Source organism: Ruegeria sp. BG8 (assembly GCF_056538325.1).
This window is the reverse complement of sequence record NZ_JBQFSZ010000013.1, coordinates 1-25,544: the sequence shown is the minus strand read 5'-3', so window position 1 is coordinate 25,544 and position 25,544 is coordinate 1. Positions and strand designations below refer to the sequence as shown.

The window sequence follows — 25,544 nt, the reverse complement described above, 5'->3', positions numbered from 1 at the left end:
TCCCAAACTTCACAATTTTTGCCCGTCCTTACCAAGGACGCGCGTTTCACACTCTAAAAAGGAACAAATATGAAACCCGTACCCATTGCGTCGGATGCCAAGCAGTTCATTGCCAGCGATGCGCAAAAGCTGGCGCCTGAACAAGCAGTTTTTCCAGAGCTTCACCGCAAGACACTCGTGACAGATACACCGACTGCAATTGTGTATTGCGAAGGAAACTTCGCAAAGATCGATGGCAAGACGGCTAATGGTCTCGTTCGACATTCACAGGCCTATCGCGTTCTTTCGGTGATCGACAGCACGTATGGCGGTTGTGACAGTGGCAAAGTGCTTGATAATATCGCAAATCAGGTTCCCATCTTCGATGATCTTGATGCCGCCGTCGCTAATGAAGCTACGATCCCCGACACGTTTATTTACGGAATGGCGCCGGCCAGCGGCAGAATGTCCCTTGAGGATCGCGAAGTTGTTTTGGATGCGATAACGCTCGGAATGAACATCGTCAGTGGGCTGCATGAATTTCTTAGCGATGACAAGGAGCTCGCCGGATTTGCCAAAATTCACGATGTCACGATACGCGACATTCGCAAGCCGCGGCCAAATCCCGACCTGCGCCTGTTAGATGGCAGTATTGGAGACGTCCAGGCGATCCGCATCGCGGTGTTCGGCACCGATTGTGCAATTGGAAAGCGTACAACCGCGACAATCCTGACAGGCGCACTTAACGCGCATGGGATCAAAACAGTTTTGGTCGGCACCGGCCAAACTGGCTTGATGCAGGGCGCCAAGTATGGTGTCGCGATGGATTCGGTGCCGCCGCAATTTTGTTGTGGCGAACTTGAGCGCGCTGTCGTTGCGGCATCCGAGGGTGAGCACCCGGATGTAATAGTGATCGAGGGCCAGGGCGCGCTAAGCCATCCGGCTTTTTGCACATCAGCCTTCATTCTGCGAGGCAGTCAGCCACATGCAGTTATTCTTCAACACGCGCCTAAACGAAAACGTCGATGTGATTTCCCCAACATGACTATGCCCGCCCCTTGCGATGAAATCACCCTGATCGAGGCATTTGCGAACACAGAGGTAATTGGCATGACGATCAACCATGAAGGAATGAATGATGTTGAGATTTCAAAGGCCATCACAGACTACAACTGCAAATTGTATCTCCCGGTCACTGACGCATTGAACCGTCCTCCAAAAAACTTGGTGAATATGGTTCTATCTGCCTTTCCGCGCTTGCAACCCGTACGTGTTACGACGATTGAATGAGCAAGCTGCGTATCGACGTTGATCTGGACAAAATTCGGTACAACACACGGTTCCTGGTCGACCACCTTAGACCCCGCGGAATATCGGTGACAGGTGTGACAAAAGCCGTTTGCGGTCATCCTGAGATTGCGAATGCTATGCTTGAAGGTGGCGTGACAGGGCTGGCGGACGCGCGGATCAGCAATATCATGCGTATGCGCGATGCTGGAATCTCGTGCTCCATATCCTTGATCCGAACGCCCATGCTGAGCCAGGTCGCGCAAGTCCTTGATAACTGCGATGTCAGCTTCAACACTGAGATGGACATTATCGCCAGCCTGGCCATCGAGGCGCTGGGGAAGAACATTACTCACAATATTATCCTGATGGTGGAAATGGGGGATATGCGGGATGGCATCTTGCCTGAACACCTTGAAAGCACTGTGTCTCAAATTCTTAGAATGGAAGGGATTTCTCTGAAGGGGATTGGCGCAAATTTTGCCTGTCTGGGTCATGTGGCACCCTCTGCAGAAGCAATGGCATTGCTTTCGTCGCTTGCCATCGACACCGAGCGCGCGTTTGGACCCGCTCTTGAAACAGTGTCAGGCGGCGGCTCTGCCAGTTTGCCATGGGCGCTTGGCAAGGGGGCGAACGGAAAGATCAACAACCTGCGTCTGGGTGAGGCCATCCTGCTGGGTACCGATCCCGTTTCGGGGTACGCGATCGACGGGCTTTACACAGATGTTTTTACGCTTTGGGCGGAAGTGATCGAAACGAAGACCAAATCAAATCCAAATCCCTTGCAAATGATTTATCCAATACCTTCAATGCAGTGTGTGACTTTAGACAGTCCTTCAAACACTCGGTCGATCCTTGCCATTGGACTCCAGGACACTGTTGCGGCGGGTCTAATATTCCCTGCTGGCGTCACGTTCGTCGGAGCCACCAGTGATCATATCGTTGTTGAAAACACCAATTGTCTGCTTCGCCCTGGTGGCGAGGTGAAGCTGAAATTGAACTATAGTGCGCTCTCGCGCGGCATGGCTGCACCCGATGTAGCAAAAGTCTTCCATGGTGATGGCGCATTGGTTGACTGCACCGCAGCGAACACTGATCGCCCATATTCGAAGTGAAGGTAGCGCACCAAGATCGTCGCCGATTAAACCCAAACCTCAGTCAACCGTCTTATTCTACAGCTTTACGTAGTAAATTAGGCCATCAATGCCTATATTGGTGGTATCCGCATTCACTTTTCACACCCTATCTGGGCTCGTGGGTGTTGCGGACAATCAAAGGATCAAAATGATGTCTTTCAAAGACCTGACGACCAGAGCGGCTGCCGCACTGAAGGAAAACGATGCGGACGCGTCAAAAAAAGAAGTGACGTCGAAAGGGCAGGACGCCGTCCCCGAAAAATCAAAGCCTAAACCTCAAAACTGATAATACCCTGCCGGGAGCGGGTGGCTTGTTCTTGTTTACATCTCCGAGCGAGCGGTATCAGCAAAGGAGAACTACCCAAATGAACCAACTAATCAGCAAGACAATCGCAGTCTTTTCCAGGCCGTTTACTTTCCCTGGCTTTGACGAATTACTCCCGGCGGGCGAATACGACATAGAAACTGAGCTTTCCGCACCACCAGATTATTTGGATCCAGAAGCCTGGAAAGCATCAGTGCTAATCTTTCTGCTTCCACGGAAATCTCACCCCGGTCTGGCGCGAACCTTGACCGTTTCTCTTACTGATTTGGAGAGAGCCCGCGCAAAGGATAAATTGTCTTCAAAGCAGTTGTCGCAGTTCTTGCTCGACCAACTTTTGGCCGATCCCATGGTGCAATTGATTATGGAAGCGGATGGTGTGTCTGAGACTCAACTTCGGCACCTTTACTCGGAGTCGCTCATTTCTGAGGCAGACGACGGATCATCGGATCAACGAGCCATACCACGAGGATGCGCAAGCGGTTCTCGGTATGCTTTCGCTGTCCAAGCTGCTGAGAACGAAGGAATGCCAGTTCGTCCTATTAAAACCCCTCGGATTACAGGCCGTCCCATCGGACAGTCTGAACCAGGCAGCTCCTTCAATCTCAAGGCTTAGGGCTCGGAACTTTCTTTTCCAGTCGCTGTATAAACCAAAACAGAAATCGAGGCTAAGAACTGATGGAAGACTTCGACAACGACACAGATACGATCATGGCTCGCGCCCACAATGACGTGCCGCAAGAACGCCCGTGTCTTCGTTGCAGAACGCCATTCTGGAGCGAAGGGTTCGGAGAGCGGATTTGTCGACGCTGCAAGGGGTTGAGCGCGTGGCGAAATGGCGTATCAGTAAGCCCTGGGTTAGCTCGGCGTCGCTGATAACCTGACGCCGGTCTTACCAGCTTTTCTGATCATATCTCATTTTATCTTATTGGTGCTGACCCAGCCCGCTGACCCGGGCCTTTTAACGTGGAACCCGATCGGTAATCGGTGCTGAAGACGAAGCGTACGCGCGGTTTGGACTCGAACCGTTCTTATGTGTAGTGATATGGGCTCAAGCCGCCTAATGCACACACTAAACCATGCCAGTATTCATAATCGGACAGCAGGCATTCACGCCGCTTGTACTATTCGGTGGTCAGCGCGGTGCTGTTGCTTGGGTGCGGAGGGTGGATCGGAGTGCAAAATATGCCAAGAGTCCAACTACCTGCAGTCACCCCAAAACCCAGAGCTTGGAACAAGGGGCGGATCATCGGTCAGAAACGACCGCTACTCCCAAAACAGGTCTGGGCGATCCGTGCCCGGCTCGAACTTTCTGGAAATCTGCGTGATCTCACAATGTTCAACGTCGCGATTGATAGCAAGCTACGCGGCTGCGATCTGGTCAAACTCGCTGTGACCGATCTTGTCAAAGACGATCGCGTCCGTGAGCGTGTTTCGGTGATCCAGAGCAAAACCAAGCGATCTGTTCAATTCGAACTGACGGAAAACACGCGAGAAACTATATTGGTATGGGTAAAATCACCGGAAATGTTTGCTAGCCGGTTCATGTTTCCAAGCCGATTCCATGATCGACCACACATCTCGACGCGCCAGTATGGCAGGCTGGTTCGAGACTGGGTGACCGCAATCGGATTGGAACCGAGCGGATATGGCACGCATTCGCTTCGCCGAACCAAAGTAGCTGAGATCTACCGCAAGACAGGAAATCTCCGCGCGGTCCAACTTCTGCTCGGGCACACAAAAGTCGATAGCACCGTGCGATACTTAGGCGTTGAATTGGAAGACGCGCTAAGCATTGCAGAGCGCATAGACATCTGAGACAGTTTGGCGATCGGCGCTGTCGGTCGCCAATCCATAGCGGTTCTAGTTCTTTTACGAAGGGGGGGACGTAGCGTGCCCTGAGCGGAAGTGTCAAAATCTTGTTGCGTGCGCTCGCAGCACAGTTTTCTCGGCTCAGGCGCAATTTACAGGGTGCGGGACCGAGCGGCCATTTGATCACGCCGCGAGTACTTGTGCAGAAGCGGCGCGAAAATCGCTGCGTTGCAGCCAATGTCATCAGGCCAGTCATTCCTAGTTACGGGGAAGCCTTGATCACATACTCCTCTTTCGCCGCACTCAGGCCAGACAATTTCTTTCGGTAGTTCACCAAGGATCTTGGTCACCGGCAGTTTCAAAAACTACCTGCCCTGGCGATACTTGCATTGCGACAAGGGAAACTTCCTTGACTCTATTCTGGCTAAGGACCACAAAAGTGCATTGGTGAAAGTTACTCGTCGCCGCGATGCTGCCGGCTTCGATGATCCAATGGCCTTCAGAATAACTGTAGCATATGCCCCAGCATAGGAACGGGTTTCGCTGGGGTCTTCGCTATGAGCTCGTTCCTCGCAAGCATTTGCAACTGTCACCTGACGTGCTCCAGTCATCGCGTGACCCATGAAAGAAGGCGCCGTATGAACAGCACATGGCTCTTAAATTGCGTGCTTGATGCCCGATAGATCAGGTCTCAGGCTCAGTTTCAATCAGTCGTTCATCGTGTTTACGCGCTGCATTCTTTGTTTGATCCCGACACTTTTGGTGATTCTCTCAGGAACGCATCTTACTGCTCAGGTCGCGGACAATGCCCATGGGTCTGTTTGTGACGAAGGTTTCGAAAACAAGAACGGATCCTGCCAAAGAACAGACTTACCAGAAAACGCATTTTTGACGGGTAGCGCCTATGGTAGCGGCTGGGAATGCAATCACGGTTTTCAGAATGTAGGAGAACTCTGTGAGGAAATAAGAGTTCCTCAAAATGCCTATCTAGCATCAACCGGAGATCAGTGGGAGTGCAATCGGCTGTTCCAACGTGTCGGAGAAGAATGTGAAGAAGTGATAGCACCTCAAAATGGATACGTGGAAACCCGGTTTGGCGCACAGGAAATACACTGCAACTGGGGTTTTCGTAAGGAGAACAATGATTGTGTTGCGATAGATGTCCCGAGCAACGGTCGCCTGACTGACAAAAACAGCTTGGGTGGTTGGGTGTGCCTAAGAGGTTACAGAGCTACGGATAGCGGCTGCGAGCCTGTATTTGTTCCATCGGATGCATACCTTGCGCCCGAAACTTTCTCTGGATGGAAATGCGAACGTGGTTTTCGTGCTAACCGGGACAGGTGCGTCGCGATCCTTGTGCCTTCAAACGCGCATTTGAATCGAAGAGGTGACGGTTGGGAATGCAATCGGCCGTTCACACGACAGAACGATACGTGCACCGAATATGTGCCGCGACAATAGGTTGGTGCCAATCAATACCGCCTAATACATCACGAAGGACCAAACCGTGAACCACAACTCGATTGACGAAAACCCGGAAAAAATGCTCAAGACCGAAAGAGCTCATCTCTGGTCCTACAAAGTAAAGATGTTTTTAGCGGCGACGATGTTTGTTGCGGCTACGGTGTCTGTCGCGGCGGTAATTGTAGTGGTGTTTCTCTGATGCGTAAAAATACCCCTCAGGTGACCATTCCAGACTCAAAGACTTCAGCTCGCGACCTAGAACAAAGAGCATTTCAAGACCGCAGCGTTCGCAAGACGCGGAACGCTGACGTATCCGGAGTGATTGAGGAAGAATTTGGAAAATACTTGATTAAGGCAGGCCTACTGAGCGGTAACAGCGTTGCGCGCGCATTCCCCAAGCCGCCAGCCAAAACGCAGGCAATGATTGCCGATGCAGTCGGTGAAACACCGGCATTGGCCATTGAAGCCTTAAAAGAAATTCTCGAAGAACGAGACAGGAAGCGTAGCGGTCAACGCCGTTTGGAGGGAAACTCCGGCACCCTCGTTCCCAGTGAAAGAGAATATGCCGAAGCATTGCGACAGATCAGGCTCACCCCTGCGCAGGTCACAATGCTCAAAGCACTTACTATCGCTGGCAAGGACGGTCTGACCATTGGTCACTTGTCTCAGGCGGCCGGTTACAAATCGCGCGAGGCGTCCATCAAGGTCTTCAAGAAAATTGGGCTATTGATCGCAGAATATCTGGAACTCGAACTTCCCGAAGGCGGATCGGTACAGAATGATGGTGCCGCTCAGGTCCTGGCATTTTCTCACATCGAAAGTGACGACGAGCCAGCAACTTGGATTATGCATCAGGAATTGCGCGACGCTGTTCGTTCGGTTCTATGACGTACGTTCCAGCCCCAGCTCTTGTAGCGAACTTCGAACCGGAACAAATGCACGAAAGGTTGCTCACGTAGCTTATGCTGGAGAAGAAACCATACCCGCTCGACCTGATCTATGTACCTGTGAAGCGTGCAAAAACACTTGATCAGCAAAAAGTCCTGACGCTGGCCGAAGATATACTGAAGAACGGCCAGAAGACCCCGATTCAGATACGCGCGGACAACAAGAGGTTCGTGCTGATTGAAGGCCTTCACCGACTAGAGGCCATTCGCGCCCTCGGCGGTGATACTGTCGAAGCCTTTTTGGTGCGCGCCAGATTACACTAAACTCTTGTTGGGATTGGCGTTCGACAAAGCCTGAGAAAACGTCAGCAGGCGCTGACTTTCTTCATCCCAAAGATGCAATCGTGCGCAATGAAGGCTCTCATATAGAGTAATACGCTGGCAATTTTCCAACTCGGAATGGTCACGCAAAACCTCGTTTAGCCGATAAAACGGTATGCGGCTGGCAAGGTGGTGAACATGGTGCACACCGATATTGGCAGAGAACCACCGCAGGATGCCTGGCAGGGCATAGTGAGAACTTCCATAGAATGCGGCGTTCTGAAGATTCCACACTTCTTCCCGCTCCCAAGTCGTGTGTTCAAACTGGTGTTGAATATAGAATAGCCAAATACCAATCGACGCGGCGACGATCATGGTTGGAAGGAATACAAAAACCAGTACATCCAGGCCTCCGGTCCAAAAAATCAGAGCCAGGACCACCGCAATCGCGGCGTTTGTTCCCATTGCACTTGCCCAATACAGCCAGCCCGACCGCATGAAACCAAAGGGCAAGCGATTTTGAAAAAAGAACGTGTAGACCGGTACGATACAGAACAGGAAGAAGGGATTCCGGATTAACCTGTAAGCGGCACGCCCCAACCAATTCCGTTTCAGGTATTCCTCAATGGTCAATGTAGGAATGTCACCCATACCACGCCGATCAAGGTTACCGGTTGAGGCATGGTGAATCGCATGGCTTTGCCGCCAGACGTCATAGGGTGTCAGGGCGAGAACACCCAGAACCCGGCCAGTCCAATTGCAAACGGTGCGGTTTCCAAAGAAAGATCCGTGACCACAATCATGCATGATGATGAAGATACGCACCAGAAATGCGGCGTTCAGGATGGCCAGTAGAACAGTGACCCAGATACTAAGGGATAGCGCAAACCACGCTGCGCCCCATAGCGCGAAAAAGGGGATGACAGTGATTGTCAGTTCAAAAACGCTACGCTTCGTATCGGGCACACGGTATTGCGCGAGCGCCCGGGTCAATTCCTGCTGTTGCAACTGACTTTTTCTCCAAGGGCTTTTAACAGCCCGTTGTGCAAACGAGCACCCCATAAGGGTGCCCGTAAAAGGTCAGGCCAGTGCCAGATTGGCGGCGCTGTCGCGTCCGTCACGGCCAGCTTCGACGTCAAAAGTGACCTTCTGGCCGTCTTTCAATTCGCTGATGCCGGAACGTTCAAGTGCTGAGATATGCACGAACACATCGCGCTTACCATCTTCAGGTTCGATAAAGCCAAAACCTTTGGTCGAGTTGAACCATTTTACTGTGCCATTTGCCATGGTGGAAGTCTCCAAATACTTGCCGCCCGCATCATTGCGGCGACTCGGCGTGGTCGGTCTGAATCGAAAGACTGAACGCCGAATTGGGGAGACAGCAGGTCGAAAAAGAAAAACGTAAGCCTTGAATATATGGACTTCGGATACGCACGATACAAGCCTTGATACAATGGAGGACCACAGAATATCTGAATCCGCCTAGCCCAAGTTAGGACAAGGATAAGCAGAACCATTGCTCTGTAGTTCGGAAATCAGAGGTCGGCTTCTGATAAACCTGCCGAGTGCGTATGTAGCAAATTGATTTCTCAGACACGGCAGGTTGGGCTGACTGTCCGAATTCACTGCGCGCTACAAGGCCACCGCGGCGACGCACGAATGTTCGTTGACTGATGGAAACAGTGCTAAATCAACGAGTTGACCTCTCTTACGAACGGCAAATTTTACGCGGCCCGAATCTTGGGTCATGCTGCGTTGCATAGGGCGACTGCGAGCCTCAAAGTACCATTAGTAGGTCCATATCTGCGCAAGCATCGGGCAAGAAACGTTCCCGATGTTACAGTTGGCCGTAAGTTCATTCAGGGCGGTCTCCAATCGCTTAAGTTCGTTTATCTTCAAACGCACATTGGAGATATGAAGCTCGGCCATTTCCTTAACGGATTGGCAATCCTCGCTATCACCTTCGGACAGGTTGAGAAGCACCTTTGCATCGGCAAGCGAAAAACCCAAGCCTCGGCACTTCCTTAGAAAACGAAGCCGTCCCACATCGTACGCAGAGTACATGCGTCGATTATTCGATGCCCTTTCTGGTTTCGGCACGATTCCTTCGCGTTCGTAGTAGCGGATAGTATCAATTCCGACACCGCTTTGCCGGGATGCCTCCCCAATCGCAAACATGTGAGATTTCCTGTCTTGATCCTGTAGTGGCTACAGAAGTTAAACGAGAGGTTGTTGTCTCTACAACTCCGCGCGACGTAGTCCATCAGGGAAACAGAATGCAGAAGTACAATAGCCTCAGCTATTTGGGATCGCTATCAGCGCTTGGCGTCGCGACTTGCTGCGTTTTGCCCATGACGATGATGTTACTGGGGCTGGGTGGCAGTTGGTTGGCAATCTTTGGGAAGGTTGCCGCAGCGAGTTACTATGTGCTGACGATGTCAACGGCGCTCGTCGCGATATCGTGGCTGGTATCTTATCGGCGCGGTTCCTTACCGACGTTAAAATGGCGGCTTGCAGGAACGACTCTAATCACCGGCGTGGCTTGGGTCGTTGTGTTTAACTAGGCACGGATTAACGACTACCTGATCATGCAGATGTGAGACTATGACAAAACAAACTGTAGTCCTAGAAAGCACCCTGATTTGCCCGAAGTGCGGCCACAGCGAAACCGAGCAAATGCCAACGGATGCTTGCCAGTGGTTCTATGAATGCACGTCGTGCAAAACAGTTTTGAAGCCGTTGGAAGGCGACTGTTGTGTTTACTGTTCATATGCCACGGTCCCGTGTCCACCAATTCAGCTAGGCGATAGCTGTTGCGGATGAAGTGAAGGACGGTTTTGTTGAGCGAACTGTGAGCTGCCGCCGCGAGCATCGCTGCTATTTGCATGAATGACAGTTTTTTCCGCTGCTTGGCCGCACAAGGTATTCGGCAGTTGCAGTGTCGTTACTGCTGCAAGCGCATGCAGCAATAAAATCCAGGGTACAGGTTGGGCTCCTTGCGGCCATTCTCCGCAGGTTGCTTGAACGTCGGCTTGGCCTAACTGGCAATCTGCGCGACCGTAAAAACCTACTTCCACCACTTCCAGATCAGGTGTTCAAAAACCTATGCCGCTTTCTGTCTGAGCACCCTGACGGCAACCGGCCGCCGATGATCCCCGGTTTTCCGAAACTGCACAATCACGTCGATCATCGAGCGGCAATATTCAAGGATTTCGGAATAGGTCAGCCCGGTATCTGCCAACATGACCATCAACGCCAAACGAGAAAGCGCAGATTCCGGCGAGGCCGCATGCAAGGTCGAGATCCCGCCCGGATGGCCCGAGTTGATAGCGGACAGGAAATCATAGGCTTCGGCCCCGCGCAGCTCCCCCATGATGATCCGTTCCGGTCGAAATCGCAGACAGGCTTTCAATAGATCGCTGCTCGATGCGTTTTTGTTGACCACCAGGGACACCGCATTGGGCTGGCAAGGCCGAATTTCCAGCACGTCCTCAATGGTCATGATCCGATCTGAGTGGTCGACTTCGCCAAGACAGGCGCGCAACCAGGTCGTTTTGCCGGAGGATGTCCCACCCGACAAAAGTATGTTCCATTTGGCCTTGACCGCCGCGCGCAGGAAATCACCGAAGCCTTTGCTCTCGTAGGCATCGAAAACAGCCTCATCGGCGGGATCAACGCCAGATTTCAGATCGGCCATGTTGGCGTCCAGATTCGGCAGACCTTGCATCAGATCGTCGAGCGACAGTTGCTTTGCCACGGCCCGGCGCAGGGCAAACGCAACACCGTCTTCCACGGCTGGTTTGACCGCAACCTGCGCCCGCCACAATGAACCGTCGATTTCGAACTGCGAACCAGCTAGCGGGGTTTTGCTGGAAATGGGATTACCACCAGCCAGGTCATGCGCAAGCGCCTCCGCATCATCTTCACTCATGCGCTCTTCCAGCTGGCGCATGGCTAGCTCTCCACTGCGCTCGATCCAAACCCGACCGTCCGGGTTCAGGACGATTTCAGACAGGAGAGGATCGGAGAGCAATTGCCCTCCGAACACCCGATTCAACGTACTTTCCAGGTGGCGGCTCATCGGCTGATACCCCGGTCGCCCTTGGCGCGTTCTTCCCGTTCCCGACGCCGCTGCTCTTGCACCACCGGATCACGGTCAATCTGTCGATCAAGGTTTTTCACATCCCAGGCCGTGCGGGTGACATTGACGCGCTCCGGCTCGTCGGTCTCGGGGTTCCGGCGTGAGCGGGTGACTTCCTCTTTGCCCGCTTTGACGAACGTCGCCTTGTCACCGATTGAGATGTTGTTCCGAGCCAATTGGTCCTGCAGAGCGGTGCCCCAGATGCGTTCCGGCTCATCTTTGCCTTCGACCTTCATATCGACATAGAACGACTTGCTGTTTGGATCATCAGGGCGCACCAGAGCCTCTTTGGCATCGACGATGACACCTGTGACACCGGTTTCAACGGAGACCTCCTGCCGTACCGCGCGATCCTGCTGTGCCTTCTCGCCTACCTTTGCATTCGTAGCATCGGGCAACATGGGCTGTTCCTGCGACCGATCGTTGTCGCGCGGTGCGCGCTCGATGTCGGTTGCTTTCCAGGCGCGGCGGTTTGCCTCGATGGTCCTCTCTTCGCCGGTCTCTGGATCGATCTTGGTGACGGTCACCTTTTTGTACCCGTCATGGGCAAGTGTGGCCGTGTCACCTACGTTGAGATTTTCGCGCTGCATCATATCGGGCAGATCAACGCCCCAGACGCGGAACGGTTTGTCCCGGCCGTCCACCTTCAGATCAACATAGGGCGACATGCTGTCTTTCTCGTCTTCTTTAAAGAGGGCGTCACCGGTCCCGATAATTTGCCCACGTACGCCCGCGTCCAGGTCGGGACGTAGCGAGGCTGAGCTGACGGCTTTTGCATTTGGTGCCTGCCCTTGCTGTTCACGGCCCGGGCGCGCTTCGTCCTCAACACGATCCGGTGCGCGGTCCTCAATCTCAAGCAAACGCCCACCGATCGCAGCCCGATCAAAACCCTGCCCCTTCATGGTCTGGATTTCATCCTGAACGCCGGTCTTGATCTTCTCTTGCAGGAAGTCGTCTCCCCTGCCCTCTGCAAAGGCGCGGTTGATGTCACGGATCTCGCCACGGGCATCGCAGTAGAACTCAGAAGCATCCTTATACGCGGCCTTCATGTCGATCCGCGCCTGGTTCTCGCTGAGCGAATGCGCGTTGGCCAAGGTCCGCACATCCCGTTCAAACCAGTTCTCGCGCGTCTGCTTGTCCACGTCAGCACTATTGCGGATACGCGACAAGACCAGATCGCCATTGATGCCCATCGCTTCGAACCGCTCGGCCACTTGCCTGTCGGCATCTTTCAGCACTGCCTTGGTCGCTGCACTACGCGGATCGTTTGCATCGGCGTGCTGCCGACCATCTGAGCCTGACCGCTCCCCTCCGACGGGCTGTGTGCGCGTGGGATATGCTGCATCCTGTTCTACAGCCCGGCGCTGGCGTGTCGGATCGATGTCATCACGGCTTACCTCAACTTCATCGTCACGTTCCAGCCGCTTGCCAAAGAATGTCTTGGTCGCTTCATCCATAAGCGGCTCATAGTCCCGCAGGACGCGTGAAATCGCGGCCTCTGTTTGACTGCGCTTGTCCTCATCCTCCATGGCCTCGGCCTTGGCGTCCATGCCCGTGATAAACTCACGGACATCGGTTCCAATGGCCTTCATCTCATCATCAATGGCCGAGGCCTGTACCGGGTCCATCTTGTTGGCGACTTGTTGATTCATGTCGATTTCCTCTTTCTCAAGAACCCCGTCCGTCACCAGGATTGATGCTGCGCCGAGTACAGCTTGGCTTACGGCCCTCAGGGTCTCGGCACGTCCTGGGTATTGGGTTGTGAAAATGCCCTGGTCAAAACCGGCGTGATGCGACCGAAGTGTTTCACCAAGGGCGGTATAGTCTGCATTGCGCTGATCGCTCATGACCTGCAGCTGGTCCGACGCAGCGGCTTGCTGTCGACCGATGCCAAAAAACGGAAAACCACTGCGCAGCGCTGGGGCCGGCCGCTCACGCAGAGTGCGGCCATCGCGCCGCGCATGAACCCGGGCGCTGCTTTCGCGCTCCGGGCGCAGGTTGCGGCTGAACCGGCTGGTCGCAGTCAGAACAATGCCGACGTCTCGCGAGGTCTCAACCTGCAGCTCTCGCAGATCCTGCGTTGTGATCCCGTAGCGACTGAGCTGAAGGGTCTTGCCAGACACCCCTGCCCGGCTGATCACCAGATGGGTATGTGGGTGGCCGGTATCGTCGTGATGGGCCATGACATATTTATAGCGGTCGCCGTATTCGCCATTCGTCAAACGCGCGCCGAAACAGCGCGCGGCCTGCTTCGCGGCCTCCCGGTCTGTGTCCTTTGGGTAAGACAGGATGACGTGATAACTGTAGTTCGTGACCCGCGCGTCCATCCGGACCCAATCCTTCGCCCATTCGTCCTGCACATCGCGCAGCCCCTCCATCCCATGCGTGAGCTCGCCTGTATCGCCGCGTTCCATCTCGATCGTGCCTTTGCGCGTGATATAGGACAGCTGGCCGCCCAGACGGCCCGATGCGGTAACACCGCCACCGGGAACAACCTTGACCATTGCCTGATTGGTCAGAAGTGCATTGGCAATCATGCCGGATGCACCACCGGACGGGTTCTGCCGTTGCGGTGACCGACCCCGCGACTGCGCGGGGTTTTGACCAGGGCGCGGCTTCAGGTTCGGGATAAGCTGAAACTCTCCAAAGAGCGCCTCCCAGGCCGGGTCATATGCCATGGTCAGGCTGGTCATGATTTAACCTTCGCCTTTGGTGATACACGCGCCGCGCGCTGTTTCTCCGCAAGCCGCTCAATCTCCAGGGCGCGGGTAAAAGATCGCTCATGGGCGGCGTCGGAATAGTCTTCGATCAGACGGCGCAACTCCCGAACTTCGTCCTTCATCGCGGCCAACTGATCTTCGGTGCGCTTGTTGAGGCGAAACTTTCCGGCATTGGCCGCACGGGTCATCTGGTTGAGGTTGTTCGCCATACCAACCAGCTGAACCAGGTGTTCTTTGAATTGCTGTGTTCGGAACTCTTCTTTCGACGGAATACCAAAGGCTATGCGGATACAGACACGCACCAGTCCGGTCACACTGCGCAGCTGCATGGCCTTGCTGCGTTGTTTGAGGAACGCCAATTCGTCCTCATCAAAGCGCATGGTTGTCGTGATTGATTTGGGTACGCCATGTGGCATCGGGGCTTTCTCCACGATCAGAAATCGTGCGTGGCCCCGTCAGACCGCGCGTATGGTGTTTCCAGTTTAAGTTGAATTGGTGGCCGACTGCAAGTCTAACAGATTGTCGATAGCACAATCTGTATTATCCCGCAAAGTAAGCGTAGGATGTAGACGGTCCGTAGTGCGAGGCACGGCCGTTTGCGGCCCACCAGCGCCGTTGGTCAGCCACCTGATCCCGAGCCGCAAACCGCAAGCGGCAAACAATGGCTACCCGATGTTGCAGGTTGCAGATTGCCACCCATGGGCCACCGCTTGCCTGCCGGCATACGCGGCGCAGAGCCTGCAATCTGCAACCTCCGCAAGGGCTATTTCCTGACGGCACACAGGCCGCAAGCATTGCAAATTGCTTAGAAAAGCAATAGCTTTGATTTCAGCGCGGGTGACGGGTCGCGCGATAACTTGCAATCGCGAGCCCGGTTGTGACACGCCGCTCTGCGGCGTGGCTGTCGGGCGCAGACCCGGAGACCAAATTGAAAGTCTATGCAGCCGTAAACTCCAAGGGCGGGGCTGGGAAATCTTCCATGCTCGTCGCCTTCGCTTCTGCTTTGCACCATCAGGGCAAACGTGTCCGTATCCTCGATCTGGATTCCCAAGGAACACTCTCGGAATGGTTGAATCCGAACAACGGGTTGGACCCGATCCCAGCCGATGAACTTCTGATCGAGGCCGGGCAGTTTGCCAAGAAAGACGCAGAAAATGCCAAACTGGCTTATACCCATATTCTTGAAGCAGAAAAGGCGGGGGGCTTTGACTACCTGCTGATCGACACCAAAGGTGAGCCCAGCATGACCGCCGCAATGGCGATGGCAGTGGCCGACATGGTGTTGTGCCCGTCTGACGGATCATCGGCGGAATACAAGCCAATCCTGGTCACATACAGATCTTGTGAGGCGGCATTGCAGCAGATCGGCAGCAAAGTGTACCCGAAAGAGAAATTTCGGATCATGTTCACCCGTCAGTCCGTTGCGCAATCAGCCGGTATCCAGAAGGGCAAACAGGCTTTGGAAAAGCAGTTCACCTGCATTGGTGGCATTGCTGAATCCGCCGCGATGGACGACGCGCTTAGGGCGGGGACAACGATTGGCCGGTTGATGGGTTTTGCGCATGAAGCCATGGAACAGGCGGATACGCAGTCAGCCAGGTCGAACGCCCGCCGCATGGCGGATAGATGTAAAAAGGCTCTGAGCAACGCCGACTATGTGCTGAACACACTCAAGGAAAGCGAGGTGCAGCATGTCCCGGCCTAAGAGCATAGACAGCCTGCTTGCCGGATCGACATCAGACATCGCACCGACCGTGACGGAGCTTAAAGAGCAAAAGCAGGATGAGCCTGCAGCTGAATCAAAGCCCAATCCCGTCGAAGTGGGCAAGGCACCTGAACGGAAAAAACGAAAGCCAAACACCCGCCAGCCGGATGAGCCGCGTCGAGCAGCGATCAGGTTCCAGGTTTCAGCTCCCGAAGGCGGCGAAGTAGAATGTGCCTTAGAGGATATACTGGCTGCAGTTCCGAAAACCCTTCGATCAGGCATCAGCATTGGCACTTTGTTCAGACAAGTCTTGATCGAAAATGACGCGGAGATTGCTGCAATGATCCGAAAAAGTGTTGAGGGATAAGACCCATGAGCAAGAAATTGTCCAACATCGCAGTGGTATTCAGGGCACCGCTGGCTCAGGGTTACCCACAGGCTGACGCTGAGATAATTGGGGTCTCTGCTTGCAGCCTGCTCCGGTCGGGTCAATTTCGCCCAAGGTTGAAATTGACGGGACTGGATAACCCTCGGCCCCGCCAACGGAGGGGACATACCAAGAGAAATAGCCCAGCCTCAAAAGAGGCTGAGTTGGTTGCCTTGAATCGCCGGACCGTCACCCAGCGTTTTGATGCGCTCCTTGCGGGCCGCTTCGTCTTGTGCGGCTCTTTCTGCATCAGCTTTGGCCTGCGCTTCCAGGTCTGCGCGTTGCTTCGCAAACGGATCACCATTCGCGGCAAAGAACACAGGTGCAGCGGCGGTGTAAGCGCCCGTGTAGGTTTCCAAGGTGATGCTGTTGCCGTGAATAACCTCCCCCGCCAGCCCGCGCGCGGTGAGTTGCAGGTAGGCCATGTGATAGGTGGCGCGTGACAACTCGGTTGCCCGAAACCAGACGCTTGTTTCAAGTTCAAACCCGATACCCTCGATGGTATCGGCCACGGCCAGCAACATGCCGCCCGCCCCGGCGGCGGGCTCGTCAACCGTTATGAACCCTTCCGCCTCGATGATCGCCTTGGCGTCGGTCAAAGTCATTTCCGCCATCATGCGCGATACTTCGTAGGGCGTGAAGAATTGCCCCAGCTTGGCATCCAGAACGCCAAGTTCGCCCGCGACCATTCCGAGAAAATCACACCCTCCGTTGCCGATTGTGCCCGCCATGATTGCCAGCAATTCGGGCATCCGACGGATGTCGTCTTTGTTGCGGTAGCGCCGGACCACCTCCATATACTGCGCCTCAAGGGCGTCTCTTTGGGCCTCATCGGGGCAAGCGCGCTTTGCCAGGGCGCAATAGGACAGCTCGCAAAAATCGCGGAAAACCTCGTCCCTGTGCTTGGATCGGTCAAGCTCATTGATGATCCCGACAAAATCAGTGACCGCCGAAATCATGCTGATGCCTTGATTTCAGACGGATCACAAATCGTTTTCTCATAAACGGAAACCGAATGGCCGCAATCGTCGCAGTCCCATGCATCATAGACGGCGCAAAGCTCCCATTGCTGTAGCTTTGTGTTCCATTCTGCGTGGGCGTCCCGGCTCACGTTCTGCCCGCCGCAGTTAGAGCAATGGACGGTAAAGGGGGCGCTCATGCGCCGCCCCCTTTCAATTCGGCCATTTTCTCGGTCAGCGTCCAAAGCGCGCGATTGAGCGCTTTGTTCTGGTCGATCCCGGCAACGGCGCGGGTCCGCTGACGGCGGGTCCGACCATCGGCGGTCCGGACGCGCCCGTAAATCCCGCCTCGGATAACGTTTTCCTGAACCACGTTGAACGCGGTCCACAGATCGGCGGTGCGGTCAGCGTTACGGCGCGTGCTGAGCAACCGTGTCGCATCAATTGGTGCGGGCTTTCCGTCGTCTTTGGCCGCATCGGGAAAACGCAACTGGTGCGCGGCTTCGGCCAAAATCTTGCGTTCCGCGTCGTTCACGGTGATGGCCTTGAAATCTTGCACCTGCTCCGTGATTTCTTCGGCATCGTCCAGAACGGTAAACGCGCCTTCAATGACTTCGGACACCGCATTTCCCGAGTGCCGTACCTTCACCTCGTTAAAGGTATCGCCCACCATCAAGCCATTTGCACAGACAAACCGGAAATAGCCGGGGATCATCTGATAGCTGCTGGTCCCATCATTGGCGTTGACCAGAACGATTTCGAAAGACTCGCCGTCGCTGTTGGTGATCGAGCGGTGACGAAGCCGCAGCATGTGCTTGGTAAACGCGGCCTTGCCCGGAACACGGGTGTTCGCCTGCTGGGCAAAAAACGGGTCAAACCCTTCTTTCCGCAGCCCGTCCAGAACGTTTACGGTCGGGACCGGCACAAAGCGGTCGGAGCGGCTCTCGTGACCTTCGGTTGCAAAAATAGACGGGACAGCTTGGCGCAGCAGATCGTTGGTCAGCGCCGCCCCTGTCACCAGTCCGCCGCATGACATGCCCCGCATGTAACGATTGTAAGTCATCAGGAATATTCCTCTGTGGTGATGCGGCGGCCGATCTGCGCCCGACCTGTCCGCTTGCTGTTTGTTGTGAACACAGCAGGCCAAGGAAACGGCCTGCTGGACTGACATCAGCCACCCTCGCCCCTCCGCGTTTTTCCCGGCGAAGGAGGGGGCCGATGGAAAAGATCCGGATCTGATCGGAGGCCGGGGGGTCAGGCTGAAAAACGGAAGGTTTGCGCGCTTTGCGCGTGAAAGCCGTTTTTCTGCTTGAGGCGCATGGTAAAGATGTATGTGAGCCGCGCCCGTTGCGCGGGTCTCTCCTTACGCCCTCCCCCTGGACCGGATCAGATACGAGAGCTTTTCGGCCCCCTGACGTTCGGGAAAACAGGCGCAGCAGACCGCTTGTCGGTCTGCGCTTTGCTCGATGTCTATCGAGCGTGGTCTTTGCAAAAGGCGAAGCGAACGGGCGTCACCCGAAGGGCCGAAACGGAGGTGACCAGGCGACTTGCGGCCGCGGTGAAAGCAGGCTCGGATGAGACAGGTTTCACAGCGCTCGGGCCGCAGGGAGAATGGGCATGTCTGGTTCGAGGTGGAAGCTGGCAAGGCCGGCCGGAGCCTAGCACGCGGTCACGCGCCGAAGGCGCGGGATTTGCCCCGATCACTTGGCTGACTCCCGGCCACTCAGCTACTTGGGAAAAACCTGCTCAAGATTACTCGACGCTATCAGGCTATCCGGCGTTACTATTGATGCGTCGCTAATCATGTCCCAGCACTGCTCTGCAGTGGTAGCATCAAGATCATCTCTAGATGATCTTGATACCGGCCAGAAGCCGGAGCATAGGAAAGGGCGACTTGCGCCGCCCTGCCCTTCGGTTATTCGGTTACGCCGTCCTCGTCATTCCGTTTCGGGAAGGCCACCATTTCAACGCTGGGGAACATGCTGTGTTTGACGGTGATCGACTTGATTTCGCCGGTGACGTCGTCGGTGTTTACGAAGAGAACCCCGCAGCGGTCCCAGTAGTTCGTGCCATCTTTTTCACCGGCTTTGACGTTCAGCTTCAGAGTTTGAGTTGCCATTGTTAGATCCTCGCTTTTGAGTGTTTCGATGAACATGGCTTTTGCGAGCACGAAGGGGATGTCAGCGGCTATTTTGTTTCGCGATGCAAAGCCGGGCTTGCCCGGCTGCGGAAAATAGCCGTTGAAGCTGTTGATCTGTTCCCAGATCGGCAGCGCCAAACCCGACTGCTCGCATATGTTCATCTTGAAGAAACACGGGGAGCGAGGATCTTCATCGGCAACGGAGTGAAGACTGACAAACCAGTGAAACGGCACGAATTACTAGGAGCCATGCGAGCGAAAGCCTCGAACACTGATCCACGTCTGATGGCGGCGAAACCAAGTCGATCCATCACACGCGCATTGCTCAAATCTGCGAGCTGGTGGTCTTCTTGAAACGGGATGACCTGCAGGAGATTGGCGCAACTTGTGGCGGTACAAGTCGCCATTTTCTGTCGGCGGAGGCGGAGGGCCGCGGATGTCCTGGTGCCACGGTTCGGGGATGCACCGGCCGCAATGGCGGCCGTCACAGCGAAGCGACCAGTCGGGCCGGCACATGGGGCAACGGCCCCAGGTGCCAAGCGACACCAGAGGAACATCGACGCTAACACAATGGCAAAAGAATGGCCCGACGATGCGGGCCACAAGTTCTACCGAAGGAAAGTCTTGAGGTATTGACGTCAGGCTAACGCTTACGCGCCCGATCCACAACGCCGTCATGTGTGATGGCCGCAATGCGATCATCGGTACGGCGGGACATTTCGATCCCGTCGCCGGTCATCGTGGCCTCTGCGTGCGGTGTCCATTTGAAAATGCTGCCATCCGCTTCAACATGGGTTTCATCCTCGGCAGACCGGCGTTTTATCGACCCGTCATGCCGGATTTCAATGATCGTGTTGTCGGCCATGCGGACGGTCACCGAATGATCATCCATCGCAACACCCTGCCACCATTTGTCGGCATCACGGCGCACAACGATCCGGCTGGGATGCAGTTTGATTTGCACATCCTGAGTGTTTTCAGGATCAGCGGTTTTGACGACGACAATAGCCTCCTGCTCGGCGACATCATCATGCAGAGACGCGCTGCCGTTCTTGGGCGGCCACAGTTTTGGTTCCTCGCGTTTGCGCTTTTTCTGGTCCTTGTGGAACGCGATATACATCTGCGCAGATTTCCACACGCGGCGGATTGCGCTCTCTGCTGCGGTTGGCGCGGTGACTTTGGTCATGTTTGCCAGTCCTCATAGATCAGATTTTCAACTCGGCGAAACTCTTTGACGTTGTTGGTGATGAGCGTCAGGGACCGCGAAACCGCCTGCCCTGCGATCAACAAATCATAGGCCCCTATCGGCGTGCCTTTCTTGTTCAGATCAGCGCGGATCAGACCAGCGGCTTTTGCATCGGCGGCTGACAGGTCAAGCACTTCAAACCTGAGCGCATCCACACGCGCCACATTCTCAGCAACCTTCGCGCTTTTGTATGCGCCCCAATAGAGTTCATACATGACGACAGGGGGAACACCGAAGTCGCTTGGAACATGCTCGGACAAGCTGGAAATCAGGCTGCTATTGGCCGCGATGATCCCAATGACGGCGTTGGTGTCCAGCAGGTATTTCACTTGAACACATCCAGTTCCGGGCGGTTCTGCGGTGCCGCATCTTCTTCGGCAGCCCGCGCGGCGTCCTCATCGAGCGGACCAAGCTTGTGCAGCGCGTCCAACCACTCCCAATCGTTTTCAATAGGCTCAAGAATGACCTTCGAACCTTCGGCTCTGATCCGCACCTCATCGGTCTTGAACCGAAACTCTTTCGGCAACCGAACCGCCTGAGACCGACCGGTCATGAACACTTTTGCAACCGCTGTATCTGGCATTGTCACCTCCATTTGGTATCTATCATTAATATATATTATCTCGCCATTCCATTCAAGCCAATGATGGCTGAAACCCGCCTCCATCGGCTGTTTTCCGCGTCTACTTTCAAACAGTTATCGCCTGCAGAAACGCCATCGGATTGGCAGGGCGCTTGCGCGCCCCGCCTGCGGGTCTCAGACCATGCCCTCGGGCACCCATGTAGCGATCCGCTTCTCAACCGCTTTGCTCAGCTTCATCGCTTCGCGGGTCTCAGGATCATTGAACAGCGCATCCAGCTTCTTGCGCTTTTCGCCAACCTTGAGGCTTTCGAAGGTGTTCACCTGATAGTTACCCTCTTTGAGGCCCAGCACGCTGCGCCAGATGTCGTTGAGGTAAGGCCCTGCGATGCGACTGAAGAAGTTCTCGAAAGTTGGCGTCCAGACTGCGCGAATGTCGGTCTTGACCTCTTTGTCGATCAGGGTTTTCAGCGTCTTGTCGCCACCGCTGAGCAGTGCCGCCAGATGCCGGATCAACTCAGCCTGAACGTGGTCGTCACCCTTCTTGCGGAACGTGCGGAAAGCCTTTGCTAGATCGCGGTCAAAGGCATCACCGTCCCAGTCAGTTGGAGTCGTCAGACGCTCATCCAACGCGTAGCCGCTGGCCTCGGTGGTCGGCCAGTTCGGTACATCACTTGCGTTCAGACCAATGGGATTGCCGTATTTCGTACCGCCTGAAACCTGAAAGGCCAGCAGGGCAAGGATCAGATCAGGATCGTTGACGGCGGCATGTTGGCGCGCACCTGTCACCACGCGTGCCAGATCATCAACCAGCGCCTGAGACATGCGCGGCTTACTGGACGTCTCAGCAGCGTCGGGTTTCTTGTGCTTCGATGCGGCCAGCACACCCGCAGCAACCGCCGCCTCTTTGTCCTCGGGCTTTACCAGCCCTTCGACAACGCTTAACGCGCCAGTATTGCTGACATGCAGGATGATCCCGGCGCAGTCCTTTTGAACGTCTGAATAGGCACCTTCCAAAATGGTTTGCAACGTCTCCAACTCAGCCTCACCTGCCTCGTCCAACACTTCGGCCTCTGCAAGCTCGGCCAGTTCGTCATAGCGTTCGGCCTGTTCTTCGGTCAGGTCTCCTTGCTCGGCATAGATGCGGGCGCATTTCATCTGGTCGATGTCGTAGCCGCCAAAGTATGTTGCATCGACAACCTCAGCCCACTTCCAACCCTGTTCCTGCCGGATCGTGCGCGCGGTCACCGCCAGCTTATCGGCGAAGCACTGGTCAAGGATTGCCTCATCATCCAGCAGGGTCTTTTCGGCAAAGAGGTCGCCAGACACACGGCCACCGGCCTTCTTATAGGTATCCAGACCAACATATTTGGCCCGTCGATCCGACGCGCTGACCGCATCCGGTTTCAGCATGTTCTTTATCTGGTATTCTGACAGGTGGCCTTTCCGGGCCTGATCCAGCACTTGCAAAATCAGGTCGGCATCGTCGCAGATCGTAAACGCAGCAGCTTCGCCGAGGTTGATTTCCGTGGCAGCAAGTGCGTCGATCACCTGTTCTGGCAGGCCTGCGAGTTTCAAACGCTTGTAAACATGCCCCTCTGTCACCGCAAAGGCGCGGGCGATGCCAGCAGCGGGCGCACCGGCCTTATCCATCTTGCCATAAGCGCGGATTTCTTCGGCAGGCGACAGGTTCTTGCGGGTGATGTTCTCCGCAGTCGCCCATGTCTGGGCGGTTTCGACATCCCGAGCGATCATCACCAGCGGGTTCGCCAGTTCGGGGCGGATGCTGGCAAGGTTGTCGTGTTTCTCCGCCAGATATTGCAGCGCGCGCAGGCGACGGCCACCGGCCACGATTTCAGCGCCGCCCTTGTCGTCGGCCAGACCCGCGATGCTCTGGATTAGGCCAACGGTCCAGATGGATTCCGCCAGTTCAACAATCTCGGCTTCTGTTACGGTCTGACGCGGGTTGATCGGGGATAGTGTCAGCGATGCCAGCGGAAAGCGGGCCTCGGTTGCAGTGAACTTGGTTTGCTTTGTCATAGGGGTAACCCTTTTCTCATTGTGAAGTTTCGTGGTAAGGGTGCCCTACCCCTTCCGGGGTAGAGCGAGGCCGCTTAGGCGGCGGCGTGTTTCTTCAAGAAGGCGCGGGCAATCTTGCCGGAGAGGCCGCCCTTCTTGAGATTGCTCCAAGCCAACTTGCGTTGACGTTCAAGGGTGTATGGGTTCATGTGCTCACCTCCTTTCCTGCGCGGGTTGCGCATCCAGCCCCGACCGCATGGTCGGAACCGATCTCAATAATCGCTGGGGAAAAGGATGGTCAGGACGCGGCGCGTCTTGCTCAAATCGGTGGGCGCGGATGTCCCGTACTGATAGGTCTCGTCGTACAGATCGATTTTGAACCAGACCTTGCGGCCCATGATGTCCATGAAACCCATCTCATGGGTGCCATGAGGGTCGTTGTCCTCAGTGAAGTCGTCATAGGTGACGATTTGGTTCAGGCACGCTGCAACAAAGCTGGGACCCATGTTGTCGATAGCGGTTGTCTGAACGATGATCCCCTCCCCGCCCTCGGGCAGACGCTTGCGGAAAGCGTCATTCTGCTGAGCGATGAGGGCATAATCGACCTGACCTGTTTCCTCGGTCTGTTTTGCGATTGCAGCCATAGTGGACCTCTCTTTCGTGGTGATGCGGTGGCCGATGTGCGCCCAACCTGTCCGCAAGTGGTTCGGTTTGTTCCAATGGGCCAAGGGTGAGGGTTTCACCCGAACGCCCATTGGCTGTGACATCGACACCCGCACCCACCCGCGTTTTTCCCGGCGAAGGAGGGGGGCCGATGGAAAAGGTCCGGATCTGATCGGAGGACTGGGGGTCAGGCTGAAATCGGGGAAATTTGGGAGGGGCCCGCGCGCTGGCGCGTGGGAGGAACCGGGATTTTCACGATTTCTGCCTGAGGCGTACAAAAAAAGAGGAATGCGAGCCGCGCCCTGGCGCGGGTCTCTCTTTGCGCCTTCCCCCTGGACCGGATCAGATACGAGAGATTTTCGGCCCCGCGACGCTCGGGAAAACAAGCGCAGCAGAACGCCCCGCGGCCTGCTCAGCCAATCATGAGAATGTCAGGGCTGGGGTGAGCGCGGGCGCAAGCCGGTGTCGATCCCCTGCCCTGCCTATTGGGTCAAGTGAGCCGCGCGCTCCTCGCGGATCTCCACCGATTCAACAATGGCCAGTTGCGGTCGGCACAGGTCACCGCACCCGCGAAAGGGATCGTAATCCGAATGGACAGATCACCGGGGTATTGTTGACCATAACCCAGAGCCTTTGGAGTGGCTCGGATGAGACGCGCCAGATGCTATTGGTGCAGGAAGATCAGGCTGTGGTGTTCTGGTCGGGCGCCTGCACCGCCGGGGTTTGACTAAAGCCAGGTCACGATGCCAAGGGCAGACGGGTTCGGCTGATCAAACCATGAAATGGGAGAAATCGCGCCTCGAATTCAGGACGCTATTTCGAGTTTGTTTGGAGTAGCGCCATTTTCGGACGCCTGTTTGAATCACTTTGGCAGTCGCCAATTGGCGAAGTTCTGGGGCACTGGTGTCACCGCATCCATTGATGGGCCGTTCCTCCTGGTAGCGCGTCATACTTTCTCGCTACGTACTAATCCTCCGGCACCTATCTGCGCAGGTTGCCTTCACAAGTTAAACTCCACAATTGACCCTGGAAACCCGAACGTGCCTACTGCACGCATCTAGGAGAACTGAAGCATGCAAGAACCAATAATTCGCGAACTGCTGGGCCGGATGCTTGCCCATCGTTTGCTCATTGAACGTTTGACTTACCGCCTTCGGGAAGTCGATGATTTCCAATCTATGGGGCTGGAATCTGACTTGAGAAAAATCGAAGCGAATATTGAAGCATTCAATTTGCCAGAGGGTATTTCTGAAGCTTGTCAGAACGAGCTGGAAAACCTCGGTGATCATGTTCACTCTGGCCGGGTAGCCAAAGAATAGATCCCCCAACCATGCTATGAGATGCAGAGTTTACAGTTGCTGATCATAGGTTTTAGCCAACAACCGGAACATACATTTGACGATGCTTTTACGTCTCGCGAGTTTTTGGAACGCATCGGGTGCTTGAGCTTCTTCGTTGTATGTTTGCAGCATGGCTTGGTCATTTGTACCGATACGTCCCCAGACACGAAGGATTGAAACTTCCCCAAACAGCGCTGGCGGCAACTCTATTCCATAGAACCGCGCCACGTTTACGTCAGGGTCCCATTGGATCAGATGGACAGGTTTGATCGCTGACAGCTACATACCTCCATTGAGCAGCCTCATCTGACTGGTCCAAATTGATTGTTAGTGCATCGTCGGCCTGTAGTCCATTGGGATGATGGTTTCAGGCGCTGGCGGGCGATAGCCCAGTGC

28 protein-coding genes are annotated in these 25,544 nt (G+C 55.2%); 12 read left to right on the top strand and 16 right to left on the bottom strand.

Annotated features, from left to right (window positions below; translation table 11 throughout):
• Positions 1-69: 69 nt before the first annotated feature.
• The 7 genes from ACR0DG_RS19230 to ACR0DG_RS19200 all read left to right on the top strand — a co-directional run bounded on the left by ACR0DG_RS19230 (position 70) and on the right by ACR0DG_RS19200 (position 7,211).
• Complete coding sequence (locus ACR0DG_RS19230) at positions 70-1,269, top strand: N-acetyltransferase DgcN family protein (protein ID WP_170647618.1); 1,200 nt, start codon at positions 70-72, stop codon at positions 1,267-1,269.
• Positions 1,266-2,381, top strand: a complete 1,116-nt coding sequence (locus tag ACR0DG_RS19225; protein ID WP_480700031.1) for an alanine/ornithine racemase family PLP-dependent enzyme — start codon at positions 1,266-1,268, stop codon at positions 2,379-2,381. Before ACR0DG_RS19230 ends, ACR0DG_RS19225 begins: the two co-directional genes overlap by 4 nt.
• Before the next feature lie 386 nt (positions 2,382-2,767).
• The gene (locus tag ACR0DG_RS19220) at positions 2,768-3,340 is read left to right on the top strand and encodes a hypothetical protein (RefSeq protein ID WP_170743321.1); all 573 of its coding nucleotides are present in this window, start codon (positions 2,768-2,770) and stop codon (positions 3,338-3,340) included.
• 569 nt (positions 3,341-3,909) lie between these two features.
• Positions 3,910-4,542, top strand: a complete 633-nt coding sequence (locus ACR0DG_RS19215) for a tyrosine-type recombinase/integrase (RefSeq protein WP_480700054.1) — start codon at positions 3,910-3,912, stop codon at positions 4,540-4,542.
• Between the two features lie 1,501 nt (positions 4,543-6,043).
• Positions 6,044-6,199: a hypothetical protein gene (locus ACR0DG_RS19210; RefSeq protein WP_480700032.1), complete on the top strand. Its 156-nt coding sequence runs from the start codon at positions 6,044-6,046 to the stop codon at positions 6,197-6,199.
• A complete protein-coding gene (locus tag ACR0DG_RS19205) occupies positions 6,199-6,888 on the top strand; it encodes a hypothetical protein (protein WP_480700033.1) in 690 nt (229 codons plus the stop codon). The genes ACR0DG_RS19210 and ACR0DG_RS19205 overlap by 1 nt, the downstream gene beginning before the upstream one ends.
• A gap of 74 nt (positions 6,889-6,962) precedes the next feature.
• Positions 6,963-7,211 carry a ParB N-terminal domain-containing protein gene (locus ACR0DG_RS19200; protein WP_170452343.1) on the top strand — a complete coding sequence of 83 codons (249 nt, stop codon included), beginning with the start codon at positions 6,963-6,965 and terminating at the stop codon, positions 7,209-7,211.
• Here ACR0DG_RS19200 and ACR0DG_RS19195 read toward each other — a convergent pair.
• The 3 genes from ACR0DG_RS19195 to ACR0DG_RS19185 all read right to left on the bottom strand — a co-directional run bounded on the left by ACR0DG_RS19195 (position 7,203) and on the right by ACR0DG_RS19185 (position 9,386).
• Entirely contained in the window at positions 7,203-8,201 is a 999-nt protein-coding gene (locus tag ACR0DG_RS19195) for a fatty acid desaturase (RefSeq protein WP_480707275.1), read from the bottom strand. The genes ACR0DG_RS19200 and ACR0DG_RS19195 overlap by 9 nt on opposite strands.
• An 87-nt stretch (positions 8,202-8,288) precedes the next feature.
• Positions 8,289-8,495: a cold-shock protein gene (locus tag ACR0DG_RS19190; protein WP_170430361.1), complete on the bottom strand. Its 207-nt coding sequence runs from the start codon at positions 8,493-8,495 to the stop codon at positions 8,289-8,291.
• A gap of 501 nt (positions 8,496-8,996) precedes the next feature.
• Positions 8,997-9,386 carry a MerR family transcriptional regulator gene (locus tag ACR0DG_RS19185; RefSeq protein ID WP_480700035.1) on the bottom strand — a complete coding sequence of 130 codons (390 nt, stop codon included), beginning with the start codon at positions 9,384-9,386 and terminating at the stop codon, positions 8,997-8,999.
• A gap of 98 nt (positions 9,387-9,484) precedes the next feature.
• On the opposite strand from ACR0DG_RS19185, the gene ACR0DG_RS19180 reads away from it, so the two are divergent.
• Together ACR0DG_RS19180 and ACR0DG_RS19175 are read left to right on the top strand one after the other, a co-directional pair.
• Positions 9,485-9,772, top strand: coding sequence for a hypothetical protein (locus tag ACR0DG_RS19180; protein ID WP_480700036.1), 288 nt, complete (start codon positions 9,485-9,487; stop codon positions 9,770-9,772).
• Between the two features lie 40 nt (positions 9,773-9,812).
• Positions 9,813-10,031 (top strand): GDCCVxC domain-containing (seleno)protein, encoded by a 219-nt coding sequence (locus ACR0DG_RS19175; protein WP_480700037.1) that lies wholly within the window; start codon positions 9,813-9,815, stop codon positions 10,029-10,031.
• A gap of 280 nt (positions 10,032-10,311) precedes the next feature.
• Here ACR0DG_RS19175 and ACR0DG_RS19170 read toward each other — a convergent pair whose 3' ends face one another.
• Genes ACR0DG_RS19170 through ACR0DG_RS19160 form a run of 3 tightly spaced genes read right to left on the bottom strand, consistent with a single transcriptional unit; the run spans position 10,312 to position 14,485 of the window.
• The gene (locus tag ACR0DG_RS19170; RefSeq protein WP_480700038.1) at positions 10,312-11,289 is read right to left on the bottom strand and encodes an ATPase, T2SS/T4P/T4SS family; all 978 of its coding nucleotides are present in this window, start codon (positions 11,287-11,289) and stop codon (positions 10,312-10,314) included.
• Positions 11,286-14,042: a relaxase/mobilization nuclease domain-containing protein gene (locus ACR0DG_RS19165; protein WP_480700039.1), complete on the bottom strand. Its 2,757-nt coding sequence runs from the start codon at positions 14,040-14,042 to the stop codon at positions 11,286-11,288. The genes ACR0DG_RS19170 and ACR0DG_RS19165 overlap by 4 nt, the downstream gene beginning before the upstream one ends.
• Positions 14,039-14,485 (bottom strand): MobC family plasmid mobilization relaxosome protein, encoded by a 447-nt coding sequence (locus ACR0DG_RS19160; protein WP_480700040.1) that lies wholly within the window; start codon positions 14,483-14,485, stop codon positions 14,039-14,041. The genes ACR0DG_RS19165 and ACR0DG_RS19160 overlap by 4 nt, the downstream gene beginning before the upstream one ends.
• Positions 14,486-14,946: 461 nt before the next feature.
• Here ACR0DG_RS19160 and ACR0DG_RS19155 point away from each other — a divergent pair, with 461 nt between their 5' ends.
• The gene (locus tag ACR0DG_RS19155; RefSeq protein ID WP_480700041.1) at positions 14,947-15,774 is read left to right on the top strand and encodes an AAA family ATPase; all 828 of its coding nucleotides are present in this window, start codon (positions 14,947-14,949) and stop codon (positions 15,772-15,774) included.
• Positions 15,761-16,141, top strand: coding sequence for a hypothetical protein (locus tag ACR0DG_RS19150; protein ID WP_480700042.1), 381 nt, complete (start codon positions 15,761-15,763; stop codon positions 16,139-16,141). The genes ACR0DG_RS19155 and ACR0DG_RS19150 overlap by 14 nt, the downstream gene beginning before the upstream one ends.
• Before the next feature lie 209 nt (positions 16,142-16,350).
• Here the strand turns inward: ACR0DG_RS19150 and ACR0DG_RS19145 are convergent, their stop codons facing one another.
• The 9 genes from ACR0DG_RS19145 to ACR0DG_RS19105 form a co-directional block, all read right to left on the bottom strand.
• Positions 16,351-17,160, bottom strand: coding sequence for an N-6 DNA methylase (locus ACR0DG_RS19145; RefSeq protein ID WP_480700043.1), 810 nt, complete (start codon positions 17,158-17,160; stop codon positions 16,351-16,353).
• Positions 17,157-17,360 (bottom strand): hypothetical protein, encoded by a 204-nt coding sequence (locus tag ACR0DG_RS19140; protein WP_480700044.1) that lies wholly within the window; start codon positions 17,358-17,360, stop codon positions 17,157-17,159. The genes ACR0DG_RS19145 and ACR0DG_RS19140 overlap by 4 nt, the downstream gene beginning before the upstream one ends.
• A complete protein-coding gene (locus tag ACR0DG_RS19135) occupies positions 17,357-18,223 on the bottom strand; it encodes a DUF932 domain-containing protein (RefSeq protein WP_480700045.1) in 867 nt (288 codons plus the stop codon). Before ACR0DG_RS19135 ends, ACR0DG_RS19140 begins: the two co-directional genes overlap by 4 nt.
• A gap of 852 nt (positions 18,224-19,075) precedes the next feature.
• Entirely contained in the window at positions 19,076-19,462 is a 387-nt protein-coding gene (locus ACR0DG_RS19130) for a hypothetical protein (RefSeq protein WP_480707273.1), read from the bottom strand.
• Positions 19,463-19,943: 481 nt separating this feature from the next.
• Entirely contained in the window at positions 19,944-20,486 is a 543-nt protein-coding gene (locus ACR0DG_RS19125) for a hypothetical protein (protein WP_480700047.1), read from the bottom strand.
• Complete coding sequence (locus tag ACR0DG_RS19120) at positions 20,483-20,875, bottom strand: PIN domain-containing protein (protein ID WP_480700048.1); 393 nt, start codon at positions 20,873-20,875, stop codon at positions 20,483-20,485. Before ACR0DG_RS19120 ends, ACR0DG_RS19125 begins: the two co-directional genes overlap by 4 nt.
• Positions 20,872-21,129 (bottom strand): antitoxin, encoded by a 258-nt coding sequence (locus ACR0DG_RS19115; protein ID WP_480700049.1) that lies wholly within the window; start codon positions 21,127-21,129, stop codon positions 20,872-20,874. The genes ACR0DG_RS19120 and ACR0DG_RS19115 overlap by 4 nt, the downstream gene beginning before the upstream one ends.
• A gap of 174 nt (positions 21,130-21,303) precedes the next feature.
• The gene (locus tag ACR0DG_RS19110; RefSeq protein ID WP_480700050.1) at positions 21,304-23,166 is read right to left on the bottom strand and encodes a ParB/RepB/Spo0J family partition protein; all 1,863 of its coding nucleotides are present in this window, start codon (positions 23,164-23,166) and stop codon (positions 21,304-21,306) included.
• Positions 23,167-23,417: 251 nt separating this feature from the next.
• Positions 23,418-23,912, bottom strand: a complete 495-nt coding sequence (locus tag ACR0DG_RS19105; protein WP_480700051.1) for a DUF3768 domain-containing protein — start codon at positions 23,910-23,912, stop codon at positions 23,418-23,420.
• Positions 23,913-24,881: 969 nt separating this feature from the next.
• On the opposite strand from ACR0DG_RS19105, the gene ACR0DG_RS19100 reads away from it, so the two are divergent.
• Complete coding sequence (locus ACR0DG_RS19100) at positions 24,882-25,127, top strand: hypothetical protein (RefSeq protein WP_480700052.1); 246 nt, start codon at positions 24,882-24,884, stop codon at positions 25,125-25,127.
• A 30-nt stretch (positions 25,128-25,157) separates the two neighbouring features.
• On the opposite strand, the gene ACR0DG_RS19095 is transcribed toward ACR0DG_RS19100, so the two are convergent.
• Entirely contained in the window at positions 25,158-25,400 is a 243-nt protein-coding gene (locus tag ACR0DG_RS19095) for a WGR domain-containing protein (RefSeq protein ID WP_480707290.1), read from the bottom strand.
• Positions 25,401-25,544 lie beyond the last annotated feature (144 nt).